This is a genomic window from Streptomyces sp. NBC_01429 (assembly GCF_036231945.1).
GTDB lineage: Bacteria > Actinomycetota > Actinomycetes > Streptomycetales > Streptomycetaceae > Streptomyces.
Window position 1 is genome coordinate 6,884,322 of the sequence record NZ_CP109599.1, and the last position, 20,060, is coordinate 6,904,381.

At 72.5% G+C, this 20,060-nt stretch carries 13 protein-coding genes; 9 read left to right on the top strand and 4 right to left on the bottom strand.

The window, feature by feature from the left end:
- Nucleotides 1-9: 9 nt before the first annotated feature.
- The 4 genes from OG627_RS30360 to OG627_RS30375 all read left to right on the top strand — a co-directional run bounded on the left by OG627_RS30360 (nt 10) and on the right by OG627_RS30375 (nt 11,369).
- Nucleotides 10-7,494: an SDR family NAD(P)-dependent oxidoreductase gene (locus tag OG627_RS30360; protein WP_329070514.1), complete on the top strand. Its 7,485-nt coding sequence runs from the start codon at nt 10-12 to the stop codon at nt 7,492-7,494.
- Between the two features lie 110 nt (nt 7,495-7,604).
- Nucleotides 7,605-9,446, top strand: a complete 1,842-nt coding sequence (locus OG627_RS30365) for an aspartate aminotransferase family protein (RefSeq protein WP_329070516.1) — start codon at nt 7,605-7,607, stop codon at nt 9,444-9,446.
- The gene (locus tag OG627_RS30370) at nt 9,443-10,474 is read left to right on the top strand and encodes a diiron oxygenase (RefSeq protein WP_329070518.1); all 1,032 of its coding nucleotides are present in this window, start codon (nt 9,443-9,445) and stop codon (nt 10,472-10,474) included. The genes OG627_RS30365 and OG627_RS30370 overlap by 4 nt, the downstream gene beginning before the upstream one ends.
- A gap of 103 nt (nt 10,475-10,577) precedes the next feature.
- A complete protein-coding gene (locus tag OG627_RS30375; protein WP_329070520.1) occupies nt 10,578-11,369 on the top strand; it encodes a class I SAM-dependent DNA methyltransferase in 792 nt (263 codons plus the stop codon).
- Between the two features lie 114 nt (nt 11,370-11,483).
- On the opposite strand, the gene OG627_RS30380 is transcribed toward OG627_RS30375, so the two are convergent.
- The gene (locus tag OG627_RS30380; RefSeq protein ID WP_329070522.1) at nt 11,484-12,335 is read right to left on the bottom strand and encodes a phosphotransferase enzyme family protein; all 852 of its coding nucleotides are present in this window, start codon (nt 12,333-12,335) and stop codon (nt 11,484-11,486) included.
- 191 nt (nt 12,336-12,526) lie between these two features.
- On the opposite strand from OG627_RS30380, the gene OG627_RS30385 reads away from it, so the two are divergent.
- Complete coding sequence (locus tag OG627_RS30385) at nt 12,527-13,474, top strand: RsiV family protein (protein WP_329070524.1); 948 nt, start codon at nt 12,527-12,529, stop codon at nt 13,472-13,474.
- Nucleotides 13,475-14,074, top strand: a complete 600-nt coding sequence (locus OG627_RS30390) for a polysaccharide deacetylase family protein (protein WP_329070526.1) — start codon at nt 13,475-13,477, stop codon at nt 14,072-14,074.
- Nucleotides 14,075-14,246: 172 nt separating this feature from the next.
- Here OG627_RS30390 and OG627_RS30395 read toward each other — a convergent pair whose 3' ends face one another.
- Complete coding sequence (locus tag OG627_RS30395; protein WP_329070528.1) at nt 14,247-14,834, bottom strand: TetR/AcrR family transcriptional regulator; 588 nt, start codon at nt 14,832-14,834, stop codon at nt 14,247-14,249.
- Nucleotides 14,835-14,919: 85 nt separating this feature from the next.
- Here OG627_RS30395 and OG627_RS30400 point away from each other — a divergent pair, with 85 nt between their 5' ends.
- Together OG627_RS30400 and OG627_RS30405 are read left to right on the top strand one after the other, a co-directional pair.
- Nucleotides 14,920-15,819: an SDR family oxidoreductase gene (locus OG627_RS30400; RefSeq protein WP_329070530.1), complete on the top strand. Its 900-nt coding sequence runs from the start codon at nt 14,920-14,922 to the stop codon at nt 15,817-15,819.
- An 82-nt stretch (nt 15,820-15,901) separates the two neighbouring features.
- Nucleotides 15,902-17,359, top strand: a complete 1,458-nt coding sequence (locus tag OG627_RS30405) for an aldehyde dehydrogenase family protein (protein WP_329073099.1) — start codon at nt 15,902-15,904, stop codon at nt 17,357-17,359.
- A gap of 553 nt (nt 17,360-17,912) precedes the next feature.
- Here the strand turns inward: OG627_RS30405 and OG627_RS30410 are convergent.
- Complete coding sequence (locus OG627_RS30410) at nt 17,913-18,356, bottom strand: PaaI family thioesterase (protein ID WP_329070532.1); 444 nt, start codon at nt 18,354-18,356, stop codon at nt 17,913-17,915.
- On the bottom strand, nt 18,353-19,003 hold the full coding sequence (locus OG627_RS30415; protein ID WP_329070534.1) for a TetR/AcrR family transcriptional regulator: 651 nt from the start codon (nt 19,001-19,003) through the stop codon (nt 18,353-18,355). Before OG627_RS30415 ends, OG627_RS30410 begins: the two co-directional genes overlap by 4 nt.
- Nucleotides 19,004-19,229: 226 nt before the next feature.
- Between OG627_RS30415 and OG627_RS30420 the strand changes: the two genes are divergently transcribed.
- The gene (locus OG627_RS30420) at nt 19,230-20,030 is read left to right on the top strand and encodes a GNAT family N-acetyltransferase (protein ID WP_329070536.1); all 801 of its coding nucleotides are present in this window, start codon (nt 19,230-19,232) and stop codon (nt 20,028-20,030) included.
- Nucleotides 20,031-20,060 lie beyond the last annotated feature (30 nt).

Genomic DNA, 20,060 nt, shown 5'->3' on the forward strand with positions numbered 1-20,060 from the left:
GAGAATCGCATGCAGGTGGACATCAGCCCGGCGGCAGCCGCCCGGAACGCGGCCCGGCGGCCGTCCGGCGGACCCGCGATCGTGTACGAGGACGTGGAGATCGGCTACCCCGCGCTGGTCGACCGGGCCGGGCGGCTGGCCGAGGTGCTGGCCGGCGCGGGTGTGACGGCGGGCGCCCGGGTCGCCTATCTGGGGCTGAACAGCCCGGCGCTGCTGGAGACCTATCTCGCCTGCGCCTGGCTGGGCGCGGTCTTCGTACCGGTCAACCACGGCCTCGACGCGGGCGGAGTCGGCTCGGTGCTGCGCGACTGCGGGGCGCGGGCGCTCGTCGCCGAACCCGGGCACCGCGCCCTCGCGGACGCGGCGGGGGCCACCGGGGACCTGCGGTGCCTGCTGGTCGACGACGACCCGGCGACGGCCCCCGTTGAGCAGCCCGCCGACCAGCCCGTGGGCCAGCACTGGACACCGCTGGCCGGGGCCCTGGCCGCCGTGCCCCAGCCGGTGCGCGAGCCCGTGCCGCTCCAGGCCCACCACCTGGCACTCCTGCTGTACACCTCGGGAACCACCGGGCGCGCCAAGGGTGTTCGGCTCACCCACGGCAACGTGTGGTGGAACTCGGCCAATCTGGAGTGGGCCTCCGGCGTCCGCCCGGACGACGTCAACCTGGTCGTCACCCCGCTCTTCCACATCGGCGCGCTGGGCTGCCACACCCTGCGCGGCCTGGCGCGCGGCGGCACCACGGTGATCCGCCGCCGCTTCGACCCGGACCGCGCGCTGCGGGACCTCGTCGAGCTGCGGGTCAACACCATGTTCGCGATCCCGTCGCTCTACGCGTCGATCGCGCGGGCGCCCGGTTTCGCCGGGGCTGACCTGTCCCGGCTGCACACACCGATCGTCTCGGGCGCACCGGTGCCGCCCGACCTGGTGGTGTCGTACGCGCGGCGCGGGGTGCCGCTCCAGCAGGCGTGGGGGCTGACGGAGACCTCGTGCTACGCCACCTACCTGCCGGTCGCCTCGGCCGGGGGCAGGGCCGGCTCGGCGGGCCGGGCGATGCCGTTCACCGAGGTGCGGCTGGTGGACCCGGCGGGCGGTCTGCCGGTCACCGAACCGGGCGTGCGCGGCGAGGTGTGCGTACGCGGGCCGAATGTCACCGCGGGCTACTGGGACGACCCGAAGGCCACCGACGAGGCGTTCGACGCCGACGGCTGGTTCCGCAGCGGCGACATCGGCTGCCTGGACGACGAGGGCTTCCTGTCCGTCGTGGACCGGCTCAAGAACATGATCATCTCGAACGGGGAGAACATCTATCCCGCCGAGGTCGAACCCGTGCTGGCCGACTGCCCGGAGCTGGCCGACGTCGCCGTGCTCGGCGTGGAGCACGCCACCCAGGGGGAGTCGGTGGCGGCGGTGGCCGTCGCCGCCGAGGGCGCCGCACCCACCGTGGAGACGGTACGGGCGTTCGCCGCCGCGCGGGTCGCGCGCTACAAGCTCCCGACGTCGCTGCATCTGGTCGACGAGATCCCGCGCAACGCGGCAGGCAAGATCGACCGCTCCGCTCTGCGCCGTAGCGTGGCCGGCTCCGTGGCCATGGCCGGCTCCGGGACCGGCTCAGGGACCGGGTACGGGGCGGACGGCGACGCTGCCCGCCCGGCACCCGGGGCCGAACGCGCCGCGCGGGCGCTGGAGTTGGTGGAGTGGGCGACCGAGCGGGCGTTGGGCCGCCGACCGGACGGCCTGCGCGCGGGGGCCGGATTCGCGGACATGGGCGTGGACTCGCTGGCCGCCGTGCGGGTGCGCGATCTGCTGGCCGGGGCCGCCGGGGTCGCCCTGCCCGCGACGCTGGTGTACGACCGTCCCACCCCGGCCGCCGTGGCGGCGCACCTGGAGAGGCTGCTGCACGGGGCGCCGCCCGAGCCCGTACCCGTACCGGCGCCGTACGCCCCGGCCGCTTCGGCCGCCGCGGCGGACCCGGTGGTGATCGTCGGCATGGGAGTGCGCGCGCCGGGCGGTGTGACCGGCCCCGAGGAGCTGTGGCGGCTGCTGATCGAGGAACGGGACGCGGTGTCCGGGTTCCCGCAGGACCGTGGCTGGGACCTGGACGGCCTGTTCGGCCCGGACCCGGACTCTGCCCCGGACCCGGCGGCCCCGGACGCGGAGGGCCGCAGCCGCACCCGTACCGGCGGTTTCCTGCACGACGCGGCCCTGTTCGACGCGGACTTCTTCGGGATCTCCCCGCGCGAGGCGCTGGCCATGGACCCGCAGCAGCGGCTCCTGCTGGAAACCTCGTGGGAGGCGATCGAGCACGCGGGGATCGACCCGGCGGCGCTCAAGGGCCGCGATGTGGGCGTGTACACCGGGCTGTTCGCCAACGGGTATCTGGACCAAGTGCCGTCACGGGCCGACCTGGACGGCTACCGCGCCAGCGGCAGCGCCACCGGCGTGGCGGCGGGCCGGGTGGCGTACGTGCTGGGGCTGCACGGCCCGGCGGTCGCGGTCGACACGTCCTGCTCGTCCTCGCTGGTCGCCCTGCACCTGGCGGTGCGGGCGCTGCGGGCGGGCGAGTGTGCCATGGCGCTGGCCGGCGGCGCGACGGTGATGGCGACCACCGAGCCGTTCGTCGAGTTCTCCCGGCAGCGCGGGCTGGCGGCGGACGGGCGGTGCAAGTCGTTCGCCGACGCGGCGGACGGCACCGCGTGGTCCGAGGCGGTCGGTGTGCTGGTCCTCGAACGGCTGTCGGACGCCCGGCGGCACGGCCGCCGGGTGCTGGCCGTGATCCGTGGCAGCGCGATCAACCAGGACGGCGCCTCCAACGGTCTGACGGCGCCCAGCGGCCCGGCCCAGCAACGGGTGATCCGGCAGGCGCTCGCGGACGCGGGCCTGTCGCCGGGGGAGGTCGACGCCGTGGAGGCCCATGGCACCGGCACCGTGCTGGGCGACCCGATCGAGGCGCAGGCGCTGGAGGCCGTCTACGGACCGGACCGCGCACATCCGCTGCTGCTGGGGTCGGTGAAGTCGAACCTCGGTCACACCCAGGCAGCCGCCGGGCTGATCGGCATGGTCAAGACGGTGCTGGCCCTCGAACACGGGGTGCTGCCGCGTACCCTGCACGTCGACCGGCCCACCCGCAAGGTGGACTGGTCCTCCGGCGCGGTGCGGCTGCTGACCGAGCGGCGCCCCTGGCCGCGGGCCGACCGTCCCCGGCGGGCCGCGGTGTCCTCGTTCGGCATGAGCGGCACCAACGGCCATGTGATCCTCGAACAGGCACCGGCCGAGGCGCCGGACGCCTCCGGGCCCGGTGCCGACCCGGACGTGCCGGTGCCGGTCGTGGTGACCGCGAGGTCGCCGCAGGCCCTGGCGGACCTGGCCGGCCGGCTGGCGGCGCGGCTCGACTCGGGCACCGCCCCGGCCGGTCTGGCGCACGCGCTGGCCGCCCGTACCCCGTGGGAACACCGGGCGGTCCTGGCGGGCGGCACCGATCGGCTGTCCCGGGGGCTGCGGGCGCTCGCCTCCGGCCGCCCCGACCCGCAGACGGTCACCGGCGTCGCGGGGTCCGGCGGTCCGGGGTCCGGCGGTCCGGCCGGGCGGACCGTGTTCGTCTTTCCGGGGCAGGGCGCCCAGTGGACCGGAATGGGGCGCGAACTGAGCGCCCGCGAACCGGTGTTCGCGGCACGGATGGCGCAATGCGCCCGAGCCTTGGCGCCGCACACGGGCTGGTCGCTGGCGGACGTGGTGGCCGGGGCCCCCGGCGCGCCGCCGGGCGACCGGGTGGACGTGGTGCAGCCGATGTCGTTCGCGGTGATGGTGTCGCTGGCGGCGCTCTGGCAGGAGTGCGGCGTACGACCGGACGCCGTGCTGGGGCACTCCCAGGGCGAGATCGCCGCAGCGTGCGTGGCCGGTGCCCTGACGCTGCCGGACGCCGCCCGGGTGGTGGCGCTGCGCAGCCGCGCCATCGCCTCCCGGCTGGCGGGCCGGGGCGGGATGCTGTCGGTGCTGCTGCCGGAACACCGGGTACGGGAGCTGCTGCGGCCCTGGCAGGGGCGGGTGGAGGTGGCCGCCGTCAACGGGCCGGCCGCCGTGGTCCTGGCCGGTGAGCCGGAGGCGCTGACCGACGTCCAACTGGAGCTGGAGTCCCGTGGCGCCCAGGTCCGGCTGATCCCGGTGGACTACGCCTCGCACGCCCCCGGAGTGGAGGCGGTACGCGACGAGTTGGGGCCTCTGCTCGACGGCATCGCTCCGGCGGCCCCGGCGGTGCCCTGGTACTCCACCGTCGACGGGGAGTGGAAGCGCGGCCCGGAGGCGGACGGCGGCTACTGGTACCGCAACCTGCGCCGCCCGGTGCGGTTCGATCCGGCCGTGCGGGCGCTGGCCGCCGAGGGCTTCGAGGTGTTCGTCGAGGTCAGTTCGCATCCCGTGCTCACCGCCGCCACCCAGGACATCCTGGAGGACGCGGGCCGGCCGGGCGTGGTGTGCGGCACGCTCCGCCGGGACGAGGGCGGCCCGGAGCGGTTCGCCCGTTCGCTGGCCGAGCTGTTCGTACGCGGTGTCCCGGTCGACTGGACGCCGCTGCTGCCGGCCGGCGCCAGGCCGGTGGCGCTGCCCGCCCACCCGTTCCTGCGGCGCCGCTTCTGGCCGGCCAGGCGGCCGTCGTCGGCTCTCGCCGCGGCCGGACTGGAACCGGCCGGCCATCCGCTGCTGGCCGCCGAGGCGCACGATCCGAGGGACGGCGGCGTCCTGCTGACCGGAAGGCTGTCGCAGGAGGAACAGCCGTGGCTGGCCGACCACGCGGTGGCCGGAGCGGTGCTGCTGCCGGGCACGGCACTGGTGGAGATGGCGCTCAGGGCGGGCGAGCGGGTGGGCTGTCCGGTGGTGGAGGAGCTGGTGGTGCAGGCGCCGGTGCGGCTCACCCGGGCGCTGTCCGTGCAGGTGCGGGTGGGTGGCGCCGACGAGCGGGGGCGGCGGGAGGTGACGGTCCACGCCCGGCCGCAGGAGGCGGACGCGCCGTGGACCCGTCACGCGGTGGGGCGGCTGGCCGAGACGGGGCCGAGTGCCGTGGGGCCGGGCGCCGAGATGCCGAGTGCCGAGACGTCGAGTGCCGGGACGCCGAATGCCGAGGCGCTGAGTGCCGAGGCGCCCGCGTGGAGCGGAACGTGGCCGCCCGAAGGCGCCCGTCCCGTCGATGTGGCCGCGTTCTACGAGACGTTGGCCGATCGCGGCTACGACTACGGCCCGGCGTTCCGCTGCCTGACCGCCGCCTGGACGCGCGGGGCGGAGACCTTCGGCGAAGTGGCGCTGCCCGAACCGGCCGACGCCGCCGGATTCGCGGTGCACCCGGCCCTGTTCGACGCCGCCGTGCACACCGCGTTGGTGGCGGGGCCCGACGGCGAACCGGTGCTGCCGTTCGCGTGGAACCAGGTGGCGTCGCACACGACGGGAGTGAGCGCCGCCCGGGTACGCGTGACGTCGGGGCCCGGCGGGATCGCCGTGGACATGATCTCGGCGGACGGTGACGGCACTCCGGTGCTGAACGTCGGCTCGCTGTCGACCCGTCCGCTGCCACCGGACCCGGCTGCCGGTCCGCAGGGCGTGGACGGCGCGCTGTCGCGGCTCGCGTGGAGTGGCCTGCCGCCGTCCGGCGCCGGGCCCGTGCCCGTCGCGGTGTTCGGGGCGACCCCCGGCGCGGCGGACGGAGGGGACGCACCGGACTGGCAGGTGCTGCCTCCCGGCACCGGCCCGGCCGGCCTGCCCGGCCTGCCCGACCTGCCCGAACCGGAACGCGCCCGGCGGGCGGTCCAACGCGTGCTGGCGGCGCTCCAGTCGCTGCTGGCCGATGAGGAACGCCCCGGTGGGCGGCTGGTGGTGGCGACCCGGCTGGCCGTGGCCGTCCGCGACGGCGACCCCGTCGATCCGGTCGCTGCCGCAGTCTGGGGGCTGGTGCGCAGCGCGCAGACCGAGCACCCCGGCCGGTTCATGCTCGTCGACCTAGACCTAGACCTAGACCTAGACCTAGACCTAGACGCTGACTTCGACACGGATGCCGGGCCGGACGCCGCACCCGAAGGCTGGGCCGACGCGGTCGGCGCGGTCCTGGCCACGGCTGCCGAGGCCGGCGAACCGCAGTGCGCGGTACGCGGCGGGGTGGTGTACGTACCCCGGCTGGTCCGGGTGCCCGGCGCGGAGACTGCGGGCGGTGCCGCGCGCCCGCTCGATCCGGCGGGCACCGTGCTGATCACCGGCGGAACCGGCATGGCGGGCGCGGTGGTCGCCCGGCACGCGGTGACGGAGTACGGCGTACGCAACGTGGTGCTGGCCTCGCGCCGAGGCCCCGCCGCTCCGGGAGCCGCCGAACTGTGCCGCGAACTGGGCGCGTTGGGTGCCCGGGCCGAGGCGGTCGCCTGCGACGTCTCCGACCGCGAGCAGGTGCGGGCCCTGCTGGAACGGATCCCTCCGGACGCGCCGCTGACGGCCGTGGTGCACACCGCCGGTGTTCTGGACGACGGAGTGATCGGCACACTGGACGCCGATCGGGTGGAAGCGGTTTTCCGGCCCAAGGCCGACGGCGTCACCTGGCTGGACGAGCTGACCCGGGCGTCGGACCCGGCCGCGTTCGTGGTGTTCTCCTCGGTGGCAGGGGTCGTGGGCACCGCGGGGCAGGGCAACTACGCGGCGGCGAGCGCCTTCCTCGACGCGGTGGCCGCCCGCCGCCGCGCGGCCGGGCACGCCTCGGTCTCACTCGCCTGGGGCCACTGGGACCGGGCCGGCGGTATGACCGGACACCTGGGCGAGGCGGACCTCGCCCGGATCGGCCGCGCCGGGATGCGCCCGATCTCCGGCGAGCACGGCATGCGGCTGCTGGACGCCGGCCTGGCCTCCCCTCACCCGGTGCTGGTGGCCGCGCCCATGGACCAGGCGGTCCTGCGGCAGCGCGCCAGGGACGGCGCGCTGCCGCACGTACTCCTCCAGCTTGCCGGACGGGTCGGTCGCACCCTGCCGGCCGCGCGCCGCACCCTGCGGCTGGACGGCCTCGACGAGGCCGCCCGGCGTGAGGTCCTGCTCGAACTCGTACGCCACGAGGCCGCGGCCGTCCTCGGACACTCCTCCGGTGACCGGATCGACCCGGCGCAGCCCTTCAAGACGGCCGGCTTCGACTCGCTGACCGCCGTGGAGCTGCGCAACCGGCTGACCACGGCGACCGGCGCGCGGCTCCCGGCGACCCTGGTGTTCGACTTTCCCACCCCGGCGGACACCGCCGCGTTCCTGCACGACGAGCTGGTGCCCGACCTGCCCGCGCCCGGCCTCACCGAACTGGACCTTCTGGAGAAGGCGTTGCTCGACCCGCCCGACGAGGGGACGGCCCGGCTGATCGCCGCGCGGCTGCGCGGACTGCTCACCCACATCGAGCGACCGCCGCGATCCGGCGCCGAGGAAACCGCGACGGACGCCCTCCGGTTCGCCGACGACGACGAGCTGTTCGCGTTCATCGAAACCAACCTCTGAACACCACCCTCTCCACACCACCCTCTCCACACCACCCTCTCCACACCACCCTCTCCACACCAACCTCTGAACACCACGCCCGGCTCGGAGCGGGGAGAAAGGCATACGGCATGGTCACAGCAGCACAGCCGCAAGCGGAACCGGCGTCACCGGCGGAACCGGCGGCGTTACCGGCGCGACCCGAACCGCACGGGGCGGATCTCGCGGAGCCGTACCTGTCCGGGCACCTGTCCTCGCTCGGGCTCGCGGTCGAGTACGTGCGCGCCGAGGGCAACACCCTCTACCACCTGGACGCGGACGGCGCGGAGGTGCCGGTACTCGACCTGGTCGGCGGGTTCGGCTCGACCATCCTGGGCCACAACCACCCGCGGATCGTCTCCTGCGCGAGGGACCTCCTCGACCGGCAGGCCCCGGTCTTCGCCCAGTTCTCGCTGCACCCGTACGCCCATGACGTGGCGCAGACGCTGAACACCATCGTGCGCCGCGAGTCCGGAGACGCCGAGACGTACATGGCGATCTTCGCGAACAGCGGCGCCGAGGCGATCGAGGCGGCCGTCAAGCACGCGGAACTCGACCGGGTGCTCAAGGTGGTGGAGCTGACGGAGGCCATCGAGGGCGAAGCCGGTACGGTACGCGCCGCCGTACGCCGTGGCACCGCCGCTCTGCCCGACGACATCTGGGAACGGCTCGGGACCCGGCCGCCCGGGACCGGCACGGCGGAGGGCGGGACCGAGGCCCCGGCCGACACCCCGATCGCTGCCCCGGCCGACACTCCGATCGACGCCTTGATCGACGCCGTCCGGGCCGCCAACGCGGCACTCGCCCAGTCCCCGCCGGTCCTCCTCGCGCTGGAGGGCTCCTTCCACGGCAAGCTGGTCGGCAGCGTCCAGCTCACCCACAACGCGGCGTTCCGCGACCCGTTCCGCGCCCTGGCCACTCCCTGCCGTTTCGCACCGGTCGGCCGGCCCGAGGTACTGGACGACATCGTCGCTGCCGAGCGCCGCACCCTGTTCGGCCTCGCGGTCCAGGACGGCCGCGTGCGCCTGACGGAACACGAACTCCCGGTGTTCAGCGCGTTCGTACTGGAGCCGATCCAGGGCGAGGGCGGTATCCGTCCCCTCGACGAGGAGTTCGCCCGGCGGATCCGGCAGACCTGTGACGCGATCGGCTGTCCGGTCGTGGTGGACGAGATCCAGAGCGGCATGGGGCGCACCGGCACCTTCCTCGCCAGCTCCTCCATCGGTCTGCGCGGTGACTACTACGCGCTGGGCAAGAGCCTGGGCGGTGGGATCGCCAAAGCGGCGGTGACCTTGGTGCGCAGGTCGCGCTACCGGGCGCAGTTCGAGATGGCGCACAGCTCGACGTTCGCCAAGGACGGCTTCTCCACCCTGGTCGCGGCCCGCACACTGGAGCTGCTGGAGGCCGACGGCGGCGTCGTGTACCGGCGGGCCGAGGAGCGCGGCCGTCGGCTGACGGCGATGCTGGAAGCCGTACGCCGCGACTTCCCCGACGTCATCAGGGAGGTGCGCGGCAAGGGCCTGATGGTCGGCTTGGAGCTGCACGACCCGAGCCGTTCCTCGTGCCCCGAGATCCGGGGGCACGCGGAGGCGGGCACATTCGGCTACGCCGTCTCCGGTTACCTGCTGCGTGCGCACTCCGTACGGATCTTCCCGACCGCCAGCGCCCCCGCGACCCTGCGCTTCGCGCCCTCCGTCCATATCACGGACGCCGAGATCGACCATGCCGAGGCGGCCTTGCGCGGCCTGTGCGAGGTGCTGCGCGAGCACGACGGTGTGCGTCTGCTCGGTTCGCGGGGCGACCTGCGCGGTTCGCGGGCCGACGTGCCCGGCTCGTGCGGCGACGTATCCGATTCGCGGGGCGACGTGACCGATTCGCGGCGCGACGCGACCGGCTCGCCGGACGCCCCGGCCGAAGAGGGGCAGCGCCGTTGAGCACCGAGCAGCAGGGCGGTCCGGACGCGGCCTCCGAGGCCACCCTGCGCCGCATTGTCGACGCGTGGCCCCAACGTGCGGCGGTGGTCAAGGCCCCGGACGCGACCAGTTCCGGGGAGCCGTGGAATCCGGAGCTGCCCGACTACCCGCCGGATCTGGTGCCGTTCGCGGAGCATCCGCGCTTCCTGGCCGCCGCACCCGAACAGCGCGAGCAGGTACGGACCGGGCTGTGGCTGGGCTACAACGAACGGGTCATCGCCACCGAGCAGTTGGTCGCCGAACCCGGGTTCCACCTGGTCATGGCCGGTGGCCTGGCAGGCAGCGACGCCCCGTTGATGCGGCAGGCGATCCAGCAGGCGCTGGTGGACGAGAGCTTTCACACCTATCTGCACATGACCGCACACCAGCGCACCATGCGACTGCGCGGCATCCGTGAGCGGCCGGGGCAGCCCGTCCTCGTGACGTATCGGCGGCTCCAGCAGATGCTGGCCGAACTCCCGGAGGCGTGGGAGCGCGACATCGCGGTGCTCACCTGGAGTGTGGTCGCGGAGACCTGCATCAACGCGCTCCTCGCCCTGGTCGCCCGGGACAGGGAGATCCAGCCGGTGCACTCGCTGATCACCACACTGCACCTGCGCGACGAGTCCGCGCACGGCTCGATCCTGGTGCATGTCATGTGCGAGCTGTACGCCAGGATGAACCCCGCGCAGCGCGAGATGGTGGCCCGCTGCCTCCCGGTGGCACTGGCGGCCTTCGCCGAACAGGACCGTTCGGTACTGCGGCTGGAACTGGTCGAGGCGGGCATCGAGGGCGCCGACGAGATCCTCGGCGACCTGGCCGCGATGCCGCAGGGGCGGCAATTGGTCCGTGACTTCTCCGGTGCCCGCCGGCTGGTGGCCGAGCTGGGCCTGACCGACAGGGTCGACTTCACCTTCCCCGAGCAGCCGGAGTGGTCGCCGGTGGCCCGCCCGGACGAATTCCCCGACCTCCCGGCGCAGCTCACGGGCCCGGCCGGCGCACCACACTGAACCGGCCCCGTCCGGGCGTGCCCCCCTGTTCCGGGATCGCGGTCCGGGCGGGCCCCGCTCTCGCGCGATCCCGGAACAACCAGGCACAGTGGAACGAGGCACCATGACCGACCAGATCACCGCCCCGCAGCCCTACAGCACGGTGGCGGAGACGTACGACCGGCTCGGCGAACTCGTCTTCGCGGGCTGGGGCGAGAAACCCCACCACGAAAAGGCCGACTTTCTGTCCCGGCTCTGGTCCGACGGCGCCCCACCCGTCGACAGCGTCCTGGAACTGGCCTGTGGTACGGGCCTGATGCTCGGCGAGCTGGTGGAGCGCGGCCATCGCGTGGTCGGCCTCGACCGCTCGGAGGCCATGCTCGCCCGTGCCCGCGCCCGGTTGGGGGCGGACGTGCCGCTGGTGTGCGCCGCCCTGCCCGACATCCCCGTGGACCAGCGCTTCGACGCGGTCATCAGCCCGGGATCCTCCCTGAACTACCTCACCGAAACCGAGCTGGCGGCCACTTTCCGCTCGGTCGCGGCGAAGTTGCGCCCGGGGGGCTCGTTCGTCTTCGACGTGCTGTCGCCCAGCACGATGGGCGACCACGGCGGCGGCAATGTCCTCGCCGGGGACTTCGGCGACACGGCGTTCATCCTGGCCTTCGCCAACAGCGCTGACGGGGCCCGCAGCGACGTCACCTGGACCCAGTTCGTACGCACCGCCCCCGAGGCCGACGCCCCCTACCTCAAGTCCGTCGAGCGGCATCACCTGCACCGCGCCACCCCCGAGACGATCAGGGCCTCGGCGGACGCCTGCGGCCTGGCCGAACAGGGCGTGTACGACAATTACGCCTTCCGCCCCCTGGACGAGGCCACTTCGGTGCAGACGTGGGTGTTCCGCCTGCCGACGCCCTGAGCCGGCGGCGCCCCCCTCGTGCGGTACGGAGCGTCGCGGCCGCTGTCCGGGGAGAGCGAACCCAAACCGTCGCCATGTGCGCCCGGACTCGCCCGCGACCGGCCGGGTCCAGGGTCAGCCCCGGGTGTCCGGGCCGTCGCGATCGAGTGCCGCTCGGATCTGGCCGAGCCACTCGGTGCCCAGCAGCCTCCCGTTGGGGAGTTGGTCGCCGCGATCCCAGCGCCACGTGGTGATCATCGCCAGCACGAGGATCCGGCACTCGCGCAGCACGTCGTGATCGACCCCCGGACAGTGCTCGCCGACCTCTTCGGGCGCATGGGCGAGGTCGAATTCGACGGGCCCGCGGCAGCACGTCTCAAGGTCTATGAACAGCAGCCCGCTCTTCGTGGTGAGCACGTTGCCCGGGTGCGGCTCGCCGTGCAGCAGCTGCTCGGGGCCGCCGCGCTCGCCGATCGCCCGTCTCAGGTCTCGTAACGTGTCGCCGAGCAGCTCCCGGTCCGCTTCGGCGAGCGCCGGAGTGCGGTCGCGGTCCGCCACGAGTTGTTGAGCGCCCTCGACCCGATCCGTGAAGTGCGGCGTCGGGACATCGACCTCGCGCATGCCGGCGTGCAGCCGGTCGAGCGCGTCGGCGTAGTCGGCCGGTGACACCTCGCGGGATGTCACGGGTGCGTAGTAGGTCCACAGCGTGACCACGAAGCCATCGCGCTCATGGACGCGTGGCTCCACCCGAGGATCGAGAGCGGCCACCGGGCAGCCGGATTCGGTGAGCCGCTGAGCGAGGTCGATTTCGAACTGTGCGACCTGATGCGCCACAGGCGCCACCCGGGCCACGACGTCACAAGGGAGCAGACGCAGAGTGACCTTGTTCGAGTTCTGAAGAACGATCGCGTCGTCGGCTGTCAGGCCAAGTGAGGAAGCGGTCGACATGGCCGCGGCCACCGCACGCGTGACCTCTGACGCCTGCATCGTTGCCCGGCCCCTCTCTCCTGAGCGCTGCCGTAACTCTCCGAGCGGTGCGGCCTGCGCACCGTACCAACCAACACCCCTGCGGGTTGAACCGGTTACGGAATTCCGTCGTCCTATCGGCTGAGTACCGACACGGAAATGTGGGACGCCCAGGCGTTGTCCCCGACAGAACCCCGAGGGGACCCCCGCTCATGAGACAGCCGCTGGCTGCCCTGATCATCACCACCACCCTGCTTGCCGCCACCGCGTGCGGTACGGGTGGCTCGTCGGACGGCTCCGCCGACAAGGACTCCGCCTCCGGCGGTTCGAAGGCCGGAGCCGGCGGCGGTTCGGTGGATCCCGCCCGGATCCCCGGCCTGCGTCTCGCCAACGACAGCAGCGAGGGCGGCTCCTGCCGCTGGGCCACCAGCTACCCGGTGATTCCGGGGGCGGACACCCTGACCGCGGCTCTCAAGGCGTACGTGGAGAAGGAGCGCGACAGCTACATCGAGAACCAGAAGGAGCGGGACGGCGAGGGGTCGGCCTGTGCCGAGGGCGTGTCCGGGGGCGATGCCGGGGCCGCCGAGGGGGACCATGAGCTGAACGTCAGCTTCTCCTTCCTGGCCGCGTTGGCCGATGTCGTCGGCCTGCGGTTCAGCCGGTTCGAGAGCGGCGGCGCGGGCGACGGGCTGAGCGACACCACCATGTGGTTCGACGGCAGCACCGGGAAGGTCGTGCCCGCCCTCTCCCTGATCAGCGACAACAAGGCCAAGCTGTTCCAGTTCCTCAACGCGCTGAAGACCGCCCTCAAGGGCCATGAAGGGGTCACCCCCGACATGCTGGCCGAGGCACTGGTCGCACCACGCGACACCACCCTCAACAATCTGGCCTTCACTTCGAAGGGCGACCTGCGCGTCGCCTTCGACGCCGGTACGGTCGGCCCGCCCGCCGCGGGCGCGGTCACCGCGGAGGTGCCCTCCGACGAAGTGAAGCCGCTGCTCTCCGACTTCGGCGGCCGGGTGTGGGAGCAGATCGTCAACCCCGGCAAGGGCCTCGCCCTCGACGGCACCCCGGCCCCCGGTGAGTCGGAAGCCGGCGAGCCGGACAAGGGAGGCACCGCCCCGGCCAAGCGCTCCGTCGACTGCCTCAAGTCCAAGTGAGTGGCCCTGACCTTCGACGACGGCCCCGGCCAGTACACCCAGGAACTCCTGAAGCACCTGGCCGCGTACAACGCCCGCGCGACGTTCTTCATGGTCGGCCGTAACGCGGAGCTTCAGCCCGGTGTCGTACGCGAGGTGGTCGCCGCCGGTCACGAACTGGGCAGCCACAGCTGGGAACACCGTGACCTCAGCCGGATGACCGTCGGCGAGGTGCGGACCGACCTGGACAGCACGAACGCCGCGATCAAGAAGATCACCGGCTCCGACCCCACCGTCATGCGCCCGCCCTACGGCGCGCACAACGCGACCGTGGACGCGGCGACCAGGCTTCCGATGATCCTCTGGTCCATCGACACCGAGGACTGGAAGTACCACGACAGCGCCAAGGTCTCGGCCACGGTGAACACCACGGTCAGGCCCGGGGACATCGTCCTGATGCACGACATCCACGCCACCTCGGTGGCGGCGGTGCCGAGCGTGCTGGAGAAGCTGAAGGCCGACGGGTACGAGTTCGTGACGGTCTCCGAGCTGTACGGCCCCGACGGACCGAAGGCCGGTACGGCCCTCAGCTCGCGGCAGGACGCGTTCGGACGTAACTGAGGCACGCCGGGACGGCGGGGGAGGGGGTCGGGGGTTTCAGTTCCCCCGGCTGACCCGGCTGACCCGGCTGACCCGGCTGACCCGGCTGACCCGGCTGACCCGGCTGACCCGGCTGACCCGGCGGGCATCGCGCTTCTTTCGAGTCCCCGGACGGTGAGCGGGGAAGTCCCCGTCAGGCGCGCCGGCCCTCGCCGGCGATCATGCCGACAAGCGTGTCGATGAGCCCTTCCGCGGTGACCTCGCCCCACTTCTCGTTGGGCAGCTGGCCGCTCACCTCCATGCCGGCGACTCCGTTCGCGATGCTGATGAGCAGGGCGCCGTACCGCCGGGCGTCCTGCTCGCCGACCAGGTCGGCGACGATCGCGAGGAACTCGGTCTGACTGGCCTCGGCCGCACGGGCCAACGCCGCGGGGTCACCGGGCGGATTGCTGAACATCAGCTTGTAGAGGTGTGGCTGGGCGCGGCCGATGCCGATGAGCGCGATGATCCCGCCACGCACTTTGTCGGTGGTCGACAAGCCGGGATTCGCGCGGAGCGCCTGCATGTGACTTCCGAGTCGGTCCCACGCACGCGTGCCGATCGCGATCAGCAGGCTCTCCTTGTCGGGGAAGTGGCGATAGGGCGCTCCGCGGGTCACTCCGGCTTGTGCTCCGACCGCGCGCAGGGTCACCGCTTCGAGGCCACCGAGGTCGAGCAGATCGGCCGCGGCGTCGAGCAGGGCGCGGCGGGTGGCTGCGGCGGATTCGGCGCGGCTGGTCATGCCGGAGATTCTAGTCAGCCTGCGGTGATGACAACGTCACCCGAATCGGTTGACAAAGTCATCCGAGCGCGGCAGAGTCCTAGAGGTGACAACGTCAACCGAAACTCAGGAAATCGTCATCGTCACCGGGGCATCGACCGGGATGGGCGCGGCCACCGCGCGGGAAATGGCCCGCCGCGGATTCCATGTCCTCGCCGGCGTACGCCGCGACAGCGACGGCGAGGTCCTCCTCGCCGCCGGCATCGAGCCGGTGATCCTCGACATCACCAACCAGGACCACATCGCCGCGCTGGCGGCACGCATCGACGACGACCCGCAGGGGCGCGTCTTGCGGGCGCTGGTCAACAACGCCGGCCTCCCCTGCGCCGGACCGGTCGAAGTGGTGCCGCTCGACGAATGGCGGCGGCTGTTCGAAGTGAATGTCTTCGGTCATGTCGCGCTCACCCAGGCGCTGCTGCCCGCGCTGGTGCGCGGCAAGGGCCGGATCGTCAACATCAGCTCGCTGAACGGCAAGGTCTCCATGGCCGGTTACGGCGCCTACGCCGGCAGCAAGTTCGCCATGGAGGCGGTGAGCGACGCCCTGCGCAACGAACTGGCCCCCTCCGGCGTACAGGTCGTGGTCGTCGAGCCGGGCGGCGTCCAGACCCAGATGGCCGGCACCGGCCTGGCGAGCTTGAGCCGCCTCAGCGCCCGCATGACCCCGGAACAGAACGCGCGCTACGGCGCCTTGACGCAGGCGCTGCCCTCCCACGTCGCCGCGTTCACCAAAGCCGGGGTGACCTCCGAGACCGCGGCCCGGACGATCGCCAAGGCCGCAACCGTCCGTAAGCCGCGCACGCGCTACACCATCGGCGCGATGGCCACCTTCCTCATCCGTGCCTCCCGTTTCCTTCCCGACCGGGTGCTCGACCGGATGACCACCTCCGACCTGCGCAAGCACTACCCGGACCGGGTCCGGCCGGCCACCGCGGCACGTCACGCGTGACCGGCTGCCGGGGGCCTGCACCTCAATTCCCTTTCTCTTGGCACCCCATTTCCTTACATACCCTTATGAAAGGCTCATGTTGATGTCCACCATCCCGCCCGCCCGGAACCTGATCGACGGGGAGTGGAGCGAGTCCGGCTCCGTACAGGACTCGGTCAACCCCTCCACCGGCGAGGTCGTCGGCACGTACCGCTCGGCGGGCCGCGCCGAGGCACAGGCCGCGATCGCCGCCGCGCGTACCGCCTTCGCCACCACCGACTGGTCCCGCGATCCGGCGCTGCGCTCCCGGGCCCTGCTCGAACTGGCCGACCGGATCGCCGAACGTGTCCCCGGCCTGAGCCGGACGCTGACCCGGGAGAACGGCAAGCGGCTGGACGAGACGGCCTGGGAGGTCGCGGTCGCCGTCGACTGGCTGCGCTACAGCGCCGCGTCCGCGCTCACCCAGGTCGCGGGCCGGGCCGCCGAGCCGACGCCGGGCCAGTACTTCCACTCGTTGCCGGAGGCGATGGGGGTCGCCGGCATCATCTCGCCGTGGAACTCCCCGGTGATCCTGACGGTGCGTGCCCTCGGCCCGGCGATCGGCGCGGGCTGCACCGCCGTGGTGAAGATGCCCGGGCAGACCGCCCTGACCAACGCCCTGTTCGCCGAGGCCGTCGCCGCCACCAGATCTCTGCCCGCGGGTGTGGTCAACATCCTCACCGAGGCGGGCAACGAGGTGGCGCCGCTCCTGGTCGAGTCGCCGGACGTGGACGTGCTCAGCTACACCGGCAGCACCCACGTCGGCCGCCTCATCGCCGCCGCGGCCGCGCCGACGCTCAAGCGCCTCAACCTCGAACTGGGCGGCAAGACCCCGCTGATCGTCTTCGACGACGCGGACCTGGACGCCGTGGTCCCGCAGCTGGTGATGGCATCCACCCTGATGAACGGGCAGTTCTGCTGTACCGGCTCACGCGTGCTCGTGCAGCGCGGCATCGCCGACGAACTGCGCACCCGGCTGGCCGCCGCGCTGGAGGCGGTCAGGGTCGGGCCGGCGGAGGACCCCGCCACCCAGCTCGGGCCGCTGATCGACAAGGCCGCCGTCGCACGGGTCGACAGCATCGTGGCGGAAGCCGCCTCCTACGCCAAGGCCATCGTCAGGGGCGGGCCCGTCACCGACCCCGAGCTGGCGGGCGGCGCGTTCTTCCGCCCGGCGCTGCTGGAGGTGGAGCGGCTCGATGTCCCTCTGGTACAGCAGGAAGTGTTCGGTCCGGTACAGACCTTCGAGATCTTCGACGACGAGGCCGACGCGGTCCAGCGGGCGAACGCCACCGAGTTCGGTCTGGCCGCCGCGCTGTACACCCACGACGACACCCGGGCCCGCCGGGTCGGACGGGCCCTGCACTTCGGCGGGATCTGGGTCAACGGCTGGGGCATGATGTCCGAGCACTTCGAGCAGGGCGGTTTCAAGCAGAGCGGGATCGGCGTGCTGTGCGGTCCGTCGGCCATCGGCGAGTTCCAGAACCTCAAAACCTACGCCACCGCCACGCCGCGACAGCCCTGACCACCACGGCCTCGCACGGCGTGCGCTCCTGCCCGTACCGCACTGCCACCAACTCGCCCGCGCACCCGATCGCCGCGCGGCGACCCGCGCGGTGGAACGCTCCCTCGACGGCCCGCAAGTCCGGGCGACCCACAACCTTTCCGGGGCTGGACGGGAACTTTTCAGCGGGCGCGGCGGACTCATAGAGCAAGCCGGCGCCACTGGCGAAGAGCGATGGGGGCCGGACTCGACGCACGTGAGCAACCTCGTGCCGCTCACGGGCTCATCGAGGTCCGGTCGGGACGTTCGCGGCGCCCGCGGCATCCGCGGGCGTCGCACCAGCCAAGGAGACAAAGCCAATGTCACTACGCGTTCAGATCCTCCTGTACGACGGTGTGGAGGAGCCGGACTTCATCGGGCCGCGTGACGTTCTCGGGCACGCTGTGCAGGCGGGCGGCCGGATAGAGACGACGCTGGTGCGGCCATCGGCGCCTGGTGAGGCGACATGAGTGCGAGCGGCGCGGCGTCGTCTGGCGAAGCTCCTGATCGCCGGTCCTGCCCGCACCGGCACGTCCTAGAGGATCAGGCACGTGGTGGTGGCGTGGGCGATGAGTTTGCCCTGGTCGTCCCGCACCCTGCCCTCGGCCGTGGCGGTGCGGCGGCCTGCGTGGATGACGGTGCCCTCGGCGGTGAGTGTCTGTTCGTCGGTGTGGGCGGTGCGGATGTAGTTGATCTTGAGTTCGAGGGTGGTGTAGCCGGTGCCCGCGGGGAGGGTGGTGTGGATGGCGGAGCCCATGACGGAGTCGAGGAGTGTGGCGGCGATGCCGCCGTGGACGGTGCCGAGGGGGTTGGCGAAGTCGGGGCGGGTGTCCAGGGAGATGACGATGCGGCCGTGCTCGACCTCGTCGAAGCGCATGCCGAGCAGGCGGCCGATGGAGGGTAGGTCGGTGGGGCGTTCGGTCTGCACCCAGCGCATCAGTTCCAGGCCGGTCATGGTGGTCGGGTCGGTCGTGGTCATGGTCGTTCTCCTTCTCCTCGCGTGAGCGATGCCGGTGTCTCCGCCGGAAGGGGCGGGGTGTGCGTCCGCTGCCGCAGCGTGTGGAGCAGCAGGTCGTGGATCTCGGTGGCGGCCGCCTCGATCGGGGCGAGGCTCTGCTCCGCCCGGCACATGATCACCGCACCCTCGACCGTGGCGATGATGAAGGCGCCCAGCCTCCGGCCGCGTTCGTCGGTGAGTCCGTGCCTGACGAACAGGGCCGCGAGGGCCTCCTGCCAGCGGGCGAAGGCGGTGGCGGCGGAGCGGGCCAAGTGGGGCGCGTCGTCATTGGTCTCCGCGGCCACGGCCACGATGGGGCAGCCGACCCGGAAGCCGCTTTCCACGAGCCGTTCGCGCCAGAAGTCGAAGAACGCGTCGATGGCCGCCACCGGATCGTCGGCCTGCGTGGCGGTGTCGATCAGGTCGGCGATGAAGTCCCCCGCCCGCACCACCGCCTCGTCGATGAGCTGCGTCCGCCCGCCGGGGAAGTGGTGATACACGGAGCCGCGAGGTGCTCCGCTGTGGGCGAGCACGCGGTCGACGCTGGTCGCGCTTGCCCCGTACTCACGCAGCAGGGCAACAGCACTGAGGATCATCCGGTCACGACTGTCGCTCTTGCGCGGGCTCACCGGCCCACCCACCTCTCCGACGACGACTGACCCGCCGAGCGGGCTTCCCGTAGATAAACTATGATCTATGTTATAGAACATGCAAGAGCGGCCGGCGCGGCCCTTCGCCGGGAGTCACCGGCGTCGACCGATCGACGCGTCGCCTCCATGCCCTGCTCCCACAACCTTGCCCGGCCCGGCGCGGCGTCCTGCGCGTACGCGTTTCTCGACGACGTTGAGGAGAAAAATGACCGACCTTGCGGAGCCAGTCGAATCCATGGAGCAGCTCGCCGTGGGATGGCGGGCGATGGTGCTCGACCGGGACGCGGATGCGGACGTGCGAGACCTTCCAGGCGTCGCTGTCCGGTGGGCGGACTGCCGGTTCGCGTTCTGGAACGCCATCACCTTGACCGATGTGGGCGCCGACGCGGAGCTTCTTCGGCGCCGTCTGACCCAGGCGGCGGACATCATGCGGACGAAGCGACACCCGGGCTTCCTCTGGCTCTTCGAGGATCTGCTCGACGACGGGGCCCGCTCCGCGCTGGAGGAGGCGGCCGAGCGGGCGGGCCTCCGGTACGCCTTTCCCGGAACGGGGATGGCCGGCGACTTCCTTCCTGTCCCCGATCCCGTTCATCCGGACCTGACGTTCACGCGTGTGACCACCGATGAACAGCTGCGGGCCTACGCGGACATCAACTCACGCGGCTACGGGTTTGCCCTGGAGGAGGGCCGCGACGGAATCGCCGGCTCCGGGCTCTGGAAGTCCGAGGTGTACGCGTACCTGGCCATGCGGGGCGATCTTCCGGTGGCGTGCGCCGCCACCGTCGCCGTGGAAGGCCGCCTCTTCGTCGTGCTGGTCGCCACAGAGCCGGAGTGGCAGCGCAGGGGCTACGGCGAAGCGGTCACGCGCAAGGCGCTGTACGAGGGTTCCAGGGCCACCGGGCTGACCCGCGCCACGCTGCACGCGACCGTGGCCGGGGCGCCCGTCTACCCACGTATCGGCTTCCGGCCGAACTCCCCGATTCACTTCTACAGTCTGCAAAGCTGATCTGACGGCGTAGACGGCGTAGACGGCGTA

What these genes read in the sequence shown, in the direction of transcription:
- OG627_RS30360 (WP_329070514.1), top strand. Translation starts at nt 10, where the DNA reads ATGCAGGTGGACATCAGCCCGGCGGCAGCCGCCCGGAACGCGGCCCGG.
- OG627_RS30365 (WP_329070516.1), top strand. Translation starts at nt 7,605, where the DNA reads ATGGTCACAGCAGCACAGCCGCAAGCGGAACCGGCGTCACCGGCGGAA.
- OG627_RS30375 (WP_329070520.1), top strand. Translation starts at nt 10,578, where the DNA reads ATGACCGACCAGATCACCGCCCCGCAGCCCTACAGCACGGTGGCGGAG.
- OG627_RS30380 (WP_329070522.1), bottom strand. Translation starts at nt 12,335, where the DNA reads ATGCAGGCGTCAGAGGTCACGCGTGCGGTGGCCGCGGCCATGTCGACC.
- OG627_RS30385 (WP_329070524.1), top strand. Translation starts at nt 12,527, where the DNA reads ATGAGACAGCCGCTGGCTGCCCTGATCATCACCACCACCCTGCTTGCC.
- OG627_RS30395 (WP_329070528.1), bottom strand. Translation starts at nt 14,834, where the DNA reads ATGACCAGCCGCGCCGAATCCGCCGCAGCCACCCGCCGCGCCCTGCTC.
- OG627_RS30405 (WP_329073099.1), top strand. Translation starts at nt 15,902, where the DNA reads ATGTCCACCATCCCGCCCGCCCGGAACCTGATCGACGGGGAGTGGAGC.
- OG627_RS30410 (WP_329070532.1), bottom strand. Translation starts at nt 18,356, where the DNA reads ATGACCACGACCGACCCGACCACCATGACCGGCCTGGAACTGATGCGC.
- OG627_RS30420 (WP_329070536.1), top strand. Translation starts at nt 19,230, where the DNA reads ATGACCGACCTTGCGGAGCCAGTCGAATCCATGGAGCAGCTCGCCGTG.